This is a genomic window from Pseudomonas allii (genome assembly GCF_055380095.1).
Window position 1 is genome coordinate 5,331,255 of sequence record NZ_AP039450.1, and the last position, 13,403, is coordinate 5,344,657.

The window sequence follows — 13,403 nt, forward strand, 5'->3', positions numbered from 1 at the left end:
TGGTTTGTGTCGCGCAGTAAGAAAAATAGCCACTTGCCATTTGAGTTGATGATAAGCATTATCATTAACTGCAAATCGGTCTGGTAGCACTGTGAGCCAATCTCGCTTCAACCACGTCTTTCTCACCCAACGGGTGATTCTGCTTCGCACCTTGCAGCGGATGGTGAATAACCACAGCACCGCCGAGGACCTGTTGCAGGAAACCTACCTGCGCGTCACCCGGGCCCTCAGCGAGCGGCCGATCGATCACCTTGAACCCTTCGTCTATCAAACCGCGCGCAACCTGGCGCTGGATCATCTGCGCGCGCGCAGGATCCAGGCCCGTACGTTGCAGGAAGATGTCCCGCTGGATGTCCTGCAAAGCGTCGCCGCCCCCATCAGCACGCCCGAAGATGCCACCCAGGCCGAGCAAATGCTGGAGGCCCTGAGCGTCAGCCTGGGCCAGTTGAGCGCCCGCCAGCAGCAGATCTTCATCCTCAGCCGCCTGCACGGTTGCAGTTACCAGGAGATTGCCGATCAGCTGGAAGTGTCCTTGAGCACCGTGCAAAAGGAACTGAAGTTGATCATGGCCATCTGTGTAGGTGTGGCCGAACGACTGGATCGGCCTTAAGCTTCACCCGACAGAAACGTCGCCCCAAGCTGTAGGAAAGTTGAATAGAACGTGGCGAAGACCCGAGGAACACCGTGACGGACCCGAACAAACTGCGCCCCCATGAGCTGGCTCATGAGGTGTTGCAAGACGCGGCCATGGACCAAGCCCTTGACTGGCTGATCGCCTTGCAGTGCCCGCAGCCCGGGCAGCAGGCCGAATTCGAAGCCTGGCTGGCCAGCGATCCCGCTCACGTCCACGCCTTCGCCAAGGCCCAGGCTGCCTGGGGTGGCGCGCCAGTGCACAGCGCCGCAGTGGCCCTGGCAGCACCGCGCAAGCCCAGCGCCTGGCGGCGGATCAAGCCCCATTGGAAACCTTTGGCCACCGCCGCCGTGTTGCTGATCGGCCTGTTCAGCTTCAGCAACCTGCCGGTGCGCCTGCAAGCCGATCACCTCACCGTGGTGGGTGAACGCCAGCGCCTGCAACTGGACGATGGTTCGAAGGTGCTGCTCAACACCAACTCGGCGTTTTCCAGCAGTATCAAGGACCATCAGCGCATCGCCCGCCTGTATCAGGGCGAGGCGTTTTTCGACATCAAGCCCAACCATGGCCTGCCCCTGGAGATCGACGCCGGCCCCGTACGTGCCAGCGTGCGCGATACGGCCTTCGCCGTGCGCTACCTCAATGGCGAAGCACAGGTGCAGGTGCAGCGTGGCGATGTCGACCTGAGCAATACCTTCGATGATGCCCGCGTGCGCCTGACGGCCGGTGAAAGTATCCGCATCGGACCCAAGGGTTTCGGCCCGCCCGCCAAACTGGACGCCAACAAGGACCTGGCGTGGGTGCAAGGTCGGCTGATCTTCGAAAACTGCCCGATGAGTGAAGTTCTGGCCGAACTGCGCCGCTATTACCCTGGCTGGATCGTCAACACCAACGACCAACTCGCCAGCGTCGCCGTCACCGGCAATTACCGCCTCGACCAGCCGCTGGACGTGGTGCGCTCCCTGGCCCACATCACCTCGGCCAGGCTGTCGGAATACCCGGCACTGGTGATCCTGAACTAAATGAGAATTATTTTTACTCGATAGCCGACGGTGGTACGTCTCGTCTTAGCCAATGCAACTGATTCCTATTTGATTCAGTTCGCAACTATAAGATTCGTACCCCGGAGCGCTCTCGATGTCCTCTTGTTTCAACCGCCGGTCCTCTTCGCCCGTCCTGTCCTTGCTGACGGCCGCCATCCTGCTGGCCGGTGCGCCAATGATGACCGCCACCGCCGCCGAACCTGCCCCACGCAGCCACGGCAACTACAACTTCAGCATCGAGCAGCAATCGCTGGTCTCCGCGCTCAACGCCTTTACCGCCGTGACAGGCTGGCAGGTCGGCCTGCCGGCGGAACTGGCCCAGGGTGTGTCGTCCCCTGGCGTACGCGGCCCGTTGCCGCCGGAAAAAGCCCTGGACCGGCTGTTGGTGGGGACCAACCTGAGCTACCGCAAGCTGAGCAGCAGCAACATCGTCCTGGAAAAGCGCACGGCGGGCAGCACCCTCAACCTGCAACAGGTGACCATCAGCGCCACCCGCAACGAGCAGGATGTAAACAGCGTACCGAGCACCGTCAGCGTGCAGGATCGCGAAGAACTGGACCGCCAGAACGTCAACACCATCCGCGAAATGGTGCGCTACGAGCCCGGCGTCTCGGTCGGCGGCGCGGGCACCCGCTCCGGTAACGCCGGCTTCAACATCCGCGGTATCGACGGCGACCGCATCCTCACCCAGGTGGACGGTGTGGAAGTCCCCGACAACTTCTTCAACGGCCCCTACGCCAAGACCCGCCGCAACTACGTCGACCCGGAGATCGTCAAGCGCGTGGAGATCCTGCGTGGCCCGGCCTCCGCCCTGTATGGCAGCAGCGCCATCGGCGGCGCCGTGAGTTATTTCACCCTCGACCCGGACGACATCATCAAGCCCGGCCAGGATGTCGGCGCCCGCCTCAAGACCGGCTACAGCTCCGCCGACGAAAGCTGGCTGACCTCGGGCACCGTCGCCGGCCGCGTACAGGACTTCGATGGCTTGCTGCACCTGAGCCAGCGCAGTGGCCACGAGACCGAGTCCTACAACGGCAACAACGCCACCGGCCTGGCCCGCACCGGCGCCAACCCCGAGGACGCGCGCACCACCAACATCCTGGCCAAGCTCGGCTGGAACTATGGCGATGACAACCGCCTGGGCCTGACCTACGAGAAGTACAAGGATGATCGCGACGTCAACCTGAAGAACGCCGTAGGCGGCCCGTTCATCGGCGGCCGAGGCTTCAACCTCTACCGTGATCGTCGTGGCAACGACACCATTACCCGTGAACGTTTCGGCCTGGAAAACAGCTTTGCCCTCGAGTCACCGATTGCCGACCGCATCAAGACCAGCCTCAACTACCAGATCGCCAAGACCGACCAGACCACCGCCGAGATCTATCAGTCAGGCCGTCGTGTCCTGCGCACCCGCGACACGCTCTACCAGGAAAAACAGTGGATTTTCGACGCCCAGCTGGACAAAGCATTCAGCCTCGGTGAAACCGACCACCAGGTGACCTACGGCACCACCCTCAAGCAGCAAAAAGTCACCGGTTCGCGCGAGGGCAGCGCGACCTGCGTGGCCGTGGGCAGTGGATGCACCGCCATCGGTGCACCCAGCCCAATTGCCAGCGACAGCGTGAAGAAGTCCAGCGACTTCCCCGATCCGACCATCAACACGTACTCGCTGTTCGCACAGGACCAGATCACCTGGGACAAGTGGACCTTCCTGCCCGCCGTACGCTACGACTACACCCAGCTCAAACCCAAGCTGACCCAGGAGTTCCTCAACACCGTCAACCCGACAGGCGCGGACCCGGTGAGCGACAAGGAAAAAACCTGGCACCGTGTGACGCCCAAGTTTGGCCTGACTTATGCCCTGACCGATCAATACACCTGGTTCGGCCAATACGCCGAAGGTTTCCGTACGCCGTCCGCCAAGGCCTTGTACGGCCGCTTTGAAAACCTGAACCTGGGCTACACCGTCGAACCGAACCCCGACCTCAAGCCGGAAACCAGCAAAGGCGTCGAAACCGGCATTCGCGGCAAGTTCGACGAAGGCTCCTTCGAGATCGCCGTGTTCTACAACAAATACCGCGACTTTATTGACGAAGACAACGCCGTTGTCGGCGGCAGCCTGGAACAGTTCCAGGCCATCAATATCAAGCGCGCCACCATCAAAGGCGCCGAAGCCAAGGGCCGCCTGAACCTGGACGCCTTCGGTGCGCCGCAAGGCCTCTACACCCAGGGCTCGGTGTCTTATGCCTACGGCCGCAACGACGATAACGGCGAGCCGCTGAACAGCGTCAACCCGCTCAAGGGCGTCTTCGGCCTGGGCTACGAACAGGACAACTACGGTGGCCTGTTGAGCTGGACCCTGGTGAAAAAGCAGGATCGCGTCGACAGCACGACCTTCCACGCGCCGGACGGCGACACCAGCGGCCCCTTCAAGACCCCAGGCTTCGGTGTGGTCGACCTGACCGCCTTCTACAAAGTCACCCACGACGTGACCATCAACGGCGGCCTCTACAACCTCACCGACAAGAAGTACTGGAACTGGGACGACGTGCGCAGCTACGACAGCGTCGGCGAAGCCGCCGTGACCGGCCCGGCCAACCTCGACCGCCTGACCCAGCCCGGCCGCAACTTTGCGATCAACGTGATCTGGGACATCTAGCACCGCCCTACTCACCTCGTCGAAATTTCATCGACGGGGTGAGGATTTTTTACTGTGCCGCGTCTTCTTGTTCGTCTAGTTGATAACAGCTCTCTTTCGGGCACTAAGGCGCATCCCTTCTCAAGGACTTTTTCATGACCGCTTCCCCTACCGCAGAACGCGCAAGCCTGCGCTCCCAACGCCTGAACCAGATCACCAACGAGCCGCACACCAAGCTGGACGCACTGGTCAAAGCCCACGCCCCGTTTGAAACCCAAGCCAACTTCGCCCGTTTCGTGGTGGCGCAGTACCTGTTCCAATCGGAACTGGTGGCCCTGTACAACGATGCCGAACTGATCAAGATCGTGCCGGACCTGGCCGCACGTTGCCGCGCCGAAGCCGCCAAACTGGACCTGGGCGACCTGGACACCGATGTACCTGCACCGGTCGCCGGCGCGGTGAAAAACCCGAGCAAGGCCGAAGCCCTGGGTTGGCTGTTCGTGTCCGAAGGCTCCAAGCTGGGCGCTGCGTTCCTGATCAAGCGTGCCGTGGGCCTGGGCCTGAGCGAAACCTTCGGTGCCCGTCACCTGGGTGAGCCGGCCGGTGGTCGCGCCGAGGGCTGGAAAAGCTTCACTCGCACCCTCGACGCCCTGGAATTCAGCGCCGAAGAAGAAGCCGCCGTGGAAAAAGGCGCGATCGACGCGTTTGTACGCTTCACCGTATTGCTGGAACAGGCGTACGCTAGCGCCCCTGAATTGGCCTGACATCCAGATTGAAATGCCATCAACTGTGGGAGGGGGCTTGCCCCCGATAGCTGAGTACCAATCACCCTCTACAGTGACTGAACGACTGCCATCGGGGGCAAGCCCCCTCCCACAGTTGACGCTCACTTCGCGACGTTTCAAATAAACCATGACCCGCAAAACCCCTTCCACCTCGAAAATCGCCCGGTTCCTCTTCGGCCTGCTGGCCTATGTCAGCCTGGGCATTGGGTTGATCGCGATTGTGGTGCCGGGTTTGCCCACCACCGAATTCATCCTGCTCGCCGCCTGGGCCGCCACCAAAAGCTCGCCACGCCTCAGCGCCTGGCTGGAGAACCACCGGCTGTTCGGGCCGATCCTGCTCAACTGGCGCAACGGCAAGATCATTGCGCGCCGGGCCAAGGTCAGCGCCACCGTGAGCATGCTGCTGTGCGCCATCCTGATGCTGGTGATGCTCGACCACGGCTGGCCGATCTACCTGGCCATTGCCGGGATGAGCCTGGGCAACCTGTGGATCTGGTCTCGCCCCGAACGACTCGCACAGCCCGTGTAACGCTGGCTGTAGGCGTTTTCCTACCGCTCATCGCCTGCTGCTCATGAATAAATTTGTTACGCCGATGTTTCAGACATAGCGCTGAAAGGACTTGGCCTGCACTGCGTGCCTTCCAACAACTCCATTCGCGAGTGAGCCTATGTTCAATACCCTCTCCATCCGCCTGAAAATCGTGCTGCTGTCCGGCCTTTGCCTGTTGGGGGTGATAGCGCTGGTCGTCAGCATCAATATCTACAACACCAACCAGAATGACCTGTTGGTCAGCGATTCCAGCTCGCGCATGCTCACCGCCAGCGTGGAACAACTGCTGCAAGCCAGGGCCGCCGAGCAAGCGGGCCAGTTGCAGAAAACCTTCGGCGACAGCCTGATGGCGCTGACCGCGCTGGCCGACCAGATCAAGGATTTGCGCAGCATGGCCAGCAAGCGTGGCCTGGAAGCCGGCGCGCTGCGCGAAGAAATCAACCAGAGCCTGAAAACCACCTTCGATCGCAACAGCAAAGTGCTGGGTTTCTGGCTGTCATTCGAACCCAACGGCCTCGACGGCAAAGACAGCGAATTCGTCGATGACAAGGCACGCGTCTCCAACGAAAAAGGGCGCTTCTCCAGCTATTGGAGCCGTGCCGGCGGTGAAGGCTTGAACACCATCATGGTTGAAGAAGACCTGAACAAGACCAGCCTCACCCTCAACGGTACGCCCTACAACATCTGGTACACCTGCCCACGGGACACCCGCAATACCTGCCTGCTGGACCCGTATGAAGATACGGTGGCGGGCAAAAAGGTACTGATGACCACCATCGCCTCGCCGCTGATCGTGGAGGGCAAACTCATCGGCGTCGTCGGTGTCGACATCGCCCTCACCGCCCTGCAAGCAACCGCCGACGCGGCACAGAAAGACCTGTTCAACGGCGCCGCACACCTGGAAATTCTCTCCAGCACCGGTCTGATCGCGGCCTACAGCGGCGAACCCGCCAAAGTCGGCAAGAACCTGGTCGACACCCTCGGCGCCGAGGGCAAGGAAATCGTGCAGCTGCTGGCCACTGACAACCGCATGATCCGCGAACAGGACGACACCATCCGCGCCGTTTACCCGGTCAAGCCGATTGCCGACGCCAAATCCTGGGGCGTAGTGATCAAACTGCCGAAAGCGGTGATGCTCGCCGATAACGTCAAGTTGCAAGGGGTACTCGATAAAGCCCAGGCGGCCGGCACCCTCAAGGCACTGCTGGTGGCCGCTGCCGCCGGTCTGCTTGGCTTGCTGCTGATCTGGCTGACCGCCACCGGCGTGACCCGGCCGATCAACAGCGTGGCCGCCATGCTCAAGGACATTGCCAGCGGTGACGGCGACCTCACCCAACGCCTGGCCTACGCGAAGAAAGATGAACTGGGCGAACTGGTGAACTGGTTCAACCGCTTCCTCGACAAGCTGCAACCGACCATCGCCCAGATCAAGAAAAGCATCACCGAAGCCCGCGGCACCGCAGACCAGTCTTCAGCGATCGCACGCCAGACCAGCGAAGGCATGCAGGTGCAGTTCCGCGAAATCGACCAGGTGGCCACCGCGTCCAACGAAATGAGCGCCACCGCCCACGACGTGGCCAACAGCGCCTCCAATGCCGCCAGCGCGGCACGCGGTGCCGACCAGTCGGCGCGGGAAGGCATGTCGATCATTGAGCAGAGCACCCGCGACATCACCACCCTGGCCGAGGAAGTCAGCAAGGCCGTGGGCGAAGTCGAAGCCCTGGCGGTCAACAGCGAGCAGATTGGTTCAGTGCTGGAAGTGATCCGCAGCATTGCCGAGCAGACCAACCTGCTGGCCCTCAATGCCGCCATCGAAGCGGCACGCGCCGGTGAAAGCGGCCGAGGGTTTGCGGTGGTGGCCGACGAAGTGCGCAACCTGGCCAAGCGCACCCAGGATTCGGTGGAGGAAATCCGCCTGGTGATCGAACGCATCCAGAGCGGCACCCGTGGCGTGGTGGCGACCATGCATTCCAGCCAGAGCCAGGCCCAGAACAATGCCGGGCAGATCCATCAGGCGGTGCAGGCCTTGGGCAAGATCAGCGATGCGGTCACCGTGATCAGCGACATGAACCTGCAGATCGCCAGCGCCGCCGAACAGCAGAGCGCCGTGGCCGAAGAGGTCAACCGCAACGTCTCGGCGATCCGTACCGTGACCGAAACCCTCACCGGCCAGGCCACCGAATCGGCGGCCATCAGCAGCCAACTCAATGCACTGGCCAGCCAGCAGATGAAGTTGATGGATCAGTTCAGGGTGTAAACCCAATCTCAAAAACAACACAGTTCCAATGTGGGAGGGGGCTTGCCCCCGATAGCAGAGTGCCAGTCAACGCTTCTGTAGCTGCCCCCCCACATCGGGGGCTTGCCCCCTCCCACAGTTTGATCACTTTGGATTTAGAGACCGGTCCAGGCACTGACAAACTGCGTCAGGTCTTCTTTAGCCGCGGTACGCGGCGGGTTCTGCGGTGTGCCCAGGTACAGGAAGCCAATCACCTCCTCATCCGCCGTCAGCCCCAGGCCTTTGGCGACGTGGGCCGAGTAAGACAGTTCACCGGTGCGCCACACCGCACCAATCCCCTGAGCGTAAGCGGCCAGCAGAATGCCATGGGCCGCACAGGCAGCAGCCAACAGTTGCTCAGACTTAGGCACCTTGAAGTGCTCCTGCAAACGGGCAATCACCACCACCACCAACGGCGCGCGCAGCGGACCGTTCTGGGCCTTGTCGATCACCGCTTGCGGTGCATCGGCGTCTTGCAGCCGGGCCGCTTCGGCCAACAAGCTGCCCATCTGCTCGCGGGCAGTGCCTTCAACCGTGAGGAAACGCCAAGGGCGCAGTTGGCCGTGATCGGGCGCACGCATGGCGGCGGCGAACAGCACGTCGCGCTGCTCCTGGGTCGGTGCCGGTTCCAGCAGGCGTGGCACGGAAACACGGTTGAGCAAAGCGTCGAGAGCCTGCATGGGCCACCTCCAGAAAAAATGTGCGGTCATTCTAGCGGGAATGAATCGGGTTGCCACCAAACGATAATTGCTCTTATTCATTGCGCCCTGCCCTGTTAGACTTTGCGACCTTATTTTTCGTCGTCGCCCAGGAAACTCGATGTTCCGTTCGTTACTTCGCCTGTCAGCAGCGTTGATGGCCCTGAGCCTGGCCGCCTGCGATGACGCGCCCAGGTTTACCAAGGCCGAGCCGGGTGAATCACGGGCGGGCGGCGCTGCGACGGTGAACAAGCGCGACCAGAACGCATTTTCCCTGCCCTCGGCCAACCTGTCGCCGACCCGGCGCCTGGACTTCAGCGTCGGCAACAGCTTCTTTCGCAGCCCCTGGGTGATTGCACCGTCCACCACCACCGCGCGTGATGGCCTGGGCCCGCTGTTCAACACCAATGCCTGCCAGAACTGCCATATAAAAGACGGCCGTGGTCACCCGCCGCTGCCCGATGCGCCCAACGCGGTGTCGATGCTGGTACGCCTGTCGATTCCGGATACGCCCGCCTATGCCAAGGCCATCGAGCAGATTGGCGTGGTGCCCGAGCCGGTCTACGGCGGGCAATTGCAGGACATGGCGGTGCCGGGCGTGCCGCCGGAAGGCAAGGTGCGGGTCGACTACACGCCGGTCAACGTCACCTTCAAGGACGGTACGGTGGTCGAGTTGCGCAAGCCCGACCTGCAGATCACCCAGCTTGGCTACGGCCCGATGCATCCCGACACGCGCTTTTCTGCGCGCATCGCCCCGCCGATGATCGGCCTGGGCCTGCTCGAGGCCATCAGCGACGCCGATATCCTGCGCAACACCGACCCGAAGACCGCCGACAAGGACGCCATCGTCGGCCGTGCCAATTGGGTCTGGGACGACGCCCAGCAAAAAACCGTGCTCGGGCGTTTTGGCTGGAAAGCCGGGCAACCCAACCTCAATCAACAAAATGTTCACGCGTTCTCTGGTGATATGGGTCTCACCACGTCCCTGAGACCCTTTGATGACTGCACCGATGCCCAAGTCGCCTGCCGACAGGCCCCCAACGGCAATGGCCCCGATGGCGAGCCGGAAGTCAGCGACAACATCCTGCGCCTGGTGCTGTTCTACACCCGCAACCTGGCGGTACCCGCGCGCCGTGGCGTCAACACGCCGCAGGTGCTGGCCGGTAAAAACCTGTTCTATCAAGCCGGCTGCCAGGGTTGCCACACACCAGCGTTCACCACGGCCGCCAATGCCGCCGAACCTGAACTGGCCAACCAGGTGATCCGCCCCTACAGCGACCTGCTGTTGCACGACATGGGAGCGGGCCTCGCCGACAACCGCACAGAATTCAAGGCCGGTGGCCGCGACTGGCGCACGCCGCCGTTGTGGGGCATCGGCCTGACGCAAACCGTGAGTGGCCATACCCAGTTCTTGCATGACGGCCGCGCCCGCAACCTGCTCGAAGCCGTGCTGTGGCATGGCGGTGAAGCCCAAGCGGCGCAGCAGCATGTGTTGTCCTTCAATGCCGAGCAGCGTGCTGCGTTGCTGGCGTTCCTGAATTCTTTATAAGCTTCGCCCCACTTATAGAAGGGAGCTCGACATGTTCCGTCCCAAGTTGTTGTTCACCAGCCTGGCCGCCCTCGCCCTTGGCGCCTGCTCGCCGCAAGACCCGCAAGCAGTGACCTCTGCGGCCATCGCCAAGCAAGTGATCCTGCCGACCTACAGCCGCTGGGTCGAAGCCGACCGACAGCTGGCCGTCAGTGCGCTGGCCTACTGCCAGGGCAAGGAGAGCCTGGACACCGCGCGTGCCGATTTCCTGCATGCACAAAAGGCTTGGGCCGAGTTGCAACCGCTGCTGATCGGGCCGCTGGCCGAGGGCAACCGTTCGTGGCAGGTGCAGTTCTGGCCGGACAAGAAGAACCTGGTCGGCCGTCAGGTCGAGCAACTGGTCGCCAGCCAGCCGCAGATCGACGGCGCCGCCCTGGCCAAGTCCAGCGTGGTGGTGCAAGGCCTGTCCGCCTACGAATACATCCTCTACGACGCCAAGACCGACATCGCCGACGACGCACAAAAGGCCCGTTACTGCCCGCTGCTGGTCGCCATCGGTGACCGTCAGAAGGCCCTGGCCGAAGAGATCCTGGCCAGCTGGAACAGCACCGACGGCATGCTGGCGCAGATGACCAAGTTCCCCAACCAGCGCTACGCCGACTCCCACGAAGCCATTGCCGATCTGCTGCGCGTGCAGGTCACCGCACTGGACACCCTGAAGAAAAAACTCGGCACACCGATGGGCCGCCAGACCAAGGGCATCCCACAGCCGTTCCAAGCCGACGCATGGCGCAGCCAGTCGTCCCTGCAAAGCCTCGAAGCCAGCCTCGCGGCAGCCCAGACCGTGTGGGTCGGCGTCGACAACAAAGGCCTGCGTGGCCTGCTGCCGTCCGAGCAGAAGCCATTGGCCGACAAGATCGACGCTGCCTATGCCGCGTCCCTGAAACTGTTTGCCAGCAACCAGCGCACCCTCAATGAACTGCTGGCCGATGACGCCGGGCGCCAGCAGCTCAACGATATCTACGACAGCCTCAACGTCGTCCACCGCCTGCACGAAGGCGAACTGGCCAAGGCGCTGGGCATCCAACTGGGCTTTAACGCCAACGACGGTGACTGATGATGCTCAGGCGACAGGCTTTGGCCATCGGCAGCGTGCTGCTCAGTGCTCTCACACTGGGTGGCTGGACGCTGTTCAAAAGCAAAGACAAGGGCCCGCTGCTGCTCTCGGCGCGGGATGATGCAGACGGCAAGCACTACGCCGTGGGCTATCGCCTGGACGGCAAGCCGGTGTTTGCCACCCAGGTCGGCCAGCGCTGCCACGACATCATCAACCACCCGACGCTGCCGATTGCGCTGTTTGTCGCCCGTCGCCCGGGCACCGAGAGTTACCTGATCGACCTGCGCGATGGCGCGCTGCTGCAAACCATCACCTCCCAGGTCAACCGCCACTTCTATGGCCACGCGGTCATCCACAAGAGTGGCGACTGGCTGTACGCCACCGAGAACGACACAGCCGACCCCGGCCGTGGCTTGCTCGGTGTGTACCGGTTCGAAGGCGAGCGGCTGGTGCACAGCGGCGAAATCTCCACCCACGGCATCGGCCCGCACCAGGTGTCGTGGATGCCCGACGGAGAGACCCTGGTGGTGGCCAACGGCGGCATTCGTACCGAAGCCGAAAGCCGCGTGGAGATGAACCTCGACGCCATGGAACCGAGCCTGGTGCTGATGCAGCGCGACGGCAGCTTGATCAGCAAGGAAACCCTCGGCCAGCAGATGAACAGCGTGCGCCATATGGGGATCGCCAGCGATGGCACCATCCTCACCGGGCAACAGTTCATGGGACCGTCCCAGGAACGCTCCGAGTTGCTGGCGATCAAGCGTCCGGGGCAGCCGTTCGTGGCGTTTCCGGTGGCCGACGAGCAATTGCAGGCGATGGGGCACTACACCGCCAGCGTGGCGGTACACAGTGAATTGCGCCTGGTGGCGTTGACCGCGCCGCGTGGCAATCGCTTCTTTATCTGGGACATGGACAGCGGCGAGCTGCGCCTGGATGGACCGCTGCCCGACTGTGCCGGCGTGGGCGCGGTCGAGGATGGGTTTGTCGTGACGTCGGGCCAGGGCCGTTGCCGGTTCTACGATTGTCGCCAGAAACAGTTGGTCGCAAAGCCGCTGGAATTGCCGGCAGGGCTCTGGGATAACCATCTGCATCTGATCTGAGTTCGCGTCGCTTTTCACCCGACACGAGCCGGATGCCAACCAAAAAAAAAGGCCTCGCAACGCGAGGCCTATTCATTTTGGTTTTAAACTCATCAACTCTGTGGCCTCATCCCTTGAGACATTCCAAACATGAACAGCAACAACTCATGATCAGGTTTGGCCGCCGTGCTCGCTTTGGCAACGCGCGGCAATAGGCATTGCGCGCCACCCTGCGTTGCACTGAGCACCTGTGTGCGAGGCTGTTCCCACGCCGCCAGCGCCAAGGCTGCGATGCCCAGCGCCCCGACCAGGAACAGACCTCGTGCTATTTCTAGCTTCATCTGGTTAAACCCTTGATAGCGCTGCCAAACGCCGTCTCGTAAAAGTAGCTGAGTTTCTTCCAGTCGGTATCGTTCCACGACGAATGGCGGCGCAATTGCAGCATGTCATGGGAGGCGGCCCGATAAGCGGTCAGGCGCTGGCGGCATTTCTCGAAATCCAGCAGCGCCACTTCGACGTTGGCCGAGTCACCCTCGCCCGTTACCCGCACGAAGATATGCTTGATGTAAAGGCAGCCATGCTGCCATCGGCCCTTGTGCATGCGCGCCAAGGTGCCGGCCAGCTCCTTGAGTACACGCTCATGCACCTGCTCGCCGTATTGTTCGCGGCCACCGGCGGCGTACCAGTTCTCGATTTCGTCGAAACCGTCGAGGGCGGCGGTGACCAACAGTGCCTTCCATTGGTGCTCGGGGTCACGGCGTGCTTCGCAAAACACCATTTCCGGCACGCGAACGTCCAGCAAACGCAGGCCCTTGATGGCGTCGCGCTCGCGCAGCACCGTCGGGCGGCCAAACGGATGAAGCCAACTGCGGTAGATGTGCCCGGTCTGGCGTTTACTGTAAAGCAAGCGGCCGTTGGCGCTGATCACACGCTGCACACCGCTTTCACCACCACGCCGAAGGTTGGGCTCTTCGACCCACTCGCCCTGCTGGCGCCAGAAATAATCAAAGCGTTCTTCGGGCGCTACATGACTGCCTGCTAAGCACTCAACTGCCATCC

Annotated in this window: 12 protein-coding genes; 9 read left to right on the forward strand and 3 right to left on the reverse strand. The window is 62.2% G+C overall.

All coding sequences use genetic code 11. The annotated features are described in order from the left end of the window. Nucleotides 1-91 precede the first annotated feature (91 nt). The 6 genes from ACZ445_RS24410 (at nt 92) to ACZ445_RS24435 (ending at nt 7,904) form a co-directional block, all read left to right on the forward strand. Complete coding sequence (locus ACZ445_RS24410; RefSeq protein WP_016975497.1) at nt 92-610, forward strand: RNA polymerase sigma factor; 519 nt, start codon at nt 92-94, stop codon at nt 608-610. Nucleotides 611-684: 74 nt separating this feature from the next. Further along, nucleotides 685-1,653, forward strand: a complete 969-nt coding sequence (locus ACZ445_RS24415) for a FecR family protein (protein WP_464707668.1) — start codon at nt 685-687, stop codon at nt 1,651-1,653. A gap of 115 nt (nt 1,654-1,768) precedes the next feature. Beyond that, nucleotides 1,769-4,333: a TonB-dependent receptor gene (locus ACZ445_RS24420; RefSeq protein ID WP_058426792.1), complete on the forward strand. Its 2,565-nt coding sequence runs from the start codon at nt 1,769-1,771 to the stop codon at nt 4,331-4,333. Nucleotides 4,334-4,467: 134 nt separating this feature from the next. Beyond that, nucleotides 4,468-5,076: a biliverdin-producing heme oxygenase gene (locus ACZ445_RS24425; protein ID WP_058426793.1), complete on the forward strand. Its 609-nt coding sequence runs from the start codon at nt 4,468-4,470 to the stop codon at nt 5,074-5,076. 148 nt (nt 5,077-5,224) lie between these two features. Beyond that, nucleotides 5,225-5,626, forward strand: a complete 402-nt coding sequence (locus tag ACZ445_RS24430) for a YbaN family protein (RefSeq protein WP_058426794.1) — start codon at nt 5,225-5,227, stop codon at nt 5,624-5,626. A 139-nt stretch (nt 5,627-5,765) separates the two neighbouring features. Then, nucleotides 5,766-7,904, forward strand: coding sequence for a methyl-accepting chemotaxis protein (locus ACZ445_RS24435; RefSeq protein WP_464707669.1), 2,139 nt, complete (start codon nt 5,766-5,768; stop codon nt 7,902-7,904). A 134-nt stretch (nt 7,905-8,038) separates the two neighbouring features. Here ACZ445_RS24435 and ACZ445_RS24440 read toward each other — a convergent pair whose 3' ends face one another. Further along, entirely contained in the window at nt 8,039-8,602 is a 564-nt protein-coding gene (locus ACZ445_RS24440) for an NAD(P)H nitroreductase (RefSeq protein WP_058426795.1), read from the reverse strand. 139 nt (nt 8,603-8,741) lie between these two features. Between ACZ445_RS24440 and ACZ445_RS24445 the strand changes: the two genes are divergently transcribed. From ACZ445_RS24445 to ACZ445_RS24455, 3 genes are read left to right on the forward strand one after another with little or no spacing between them, the layout of a single operon-like run. Further along, entirely contained in the window at nt 8,742-10,169 is a 1,428-nt protein-coding gene (locus tag ACZ445_RS24445) for a di-heme oxidoreductase family protein (protein ID WP_464707670.1), read from the forward strand. Between the two features lie 31 nt (nt 10,170-10,200). Continuing rightward, complete coding sequence (locus tag ACZ445_RS24450) at nt 10,201-11,265, forward strand: imelysin family protein (RefSeq protein ID WP_016975505.1); 1,065 nt, start codon at nt 10,201-10,203, stop codon at nt 11,263-11,265. Nucleotides 11,266-11,267: 2 nt separating this feature from the next. After that, the gene (locus ACZ445_RS24455; RefSeq protein ID WP_058426809.1) at nt 11,268-12,365 is read left to right on the forward strand and encodes a DUF1513 domain-containing protein; all 1,098 of its coding nucleotides are present in this window, start codon (nt 11,268-11,270) and stop codon (nt 12,363-12,365) included. A 92-nt stretch (nt 12,366-12,457) separates the two neighbouring features. Here ACZ445_RS24455 and ACZ445_RS24460 read toward each other — a convergent pair whose 3' ends face one another. Together ACZ445_RS24460 and ACZ445_RS24465 are read right to left on the reverse strand one after the other, a co-directional pair. Further along, a complete protein-coding gene (locus tag ACZ445_RS24460; RefSeq protein WP_058426797.1) occupies nt 12,458-12,685 on the reverse strand; it encodes a hypothetical protein in 228 nt (75 codons plus the stop codon). After that, nucleotides 12,682-13,401 carry a lipopolysaccharide kinase InaA family protein gene (locus tag ACZ445_RS24465; protein ID WP_058426798.1) on the reverse strand — a complete coding sequence of 240 codons (720 nt, stop codon included), beginning with the start codon at nt 13,399-13,401 and terminating at the stop codon, nt 12,682-12,684. The genes ACZ445_RS24460 and ACZ445_RS24465 overlap by 4 nt, the downstream gene beginning before the upstream one ends. Nucleotides 13,402-13,403 lie beyond the last annotated feature (2 nt).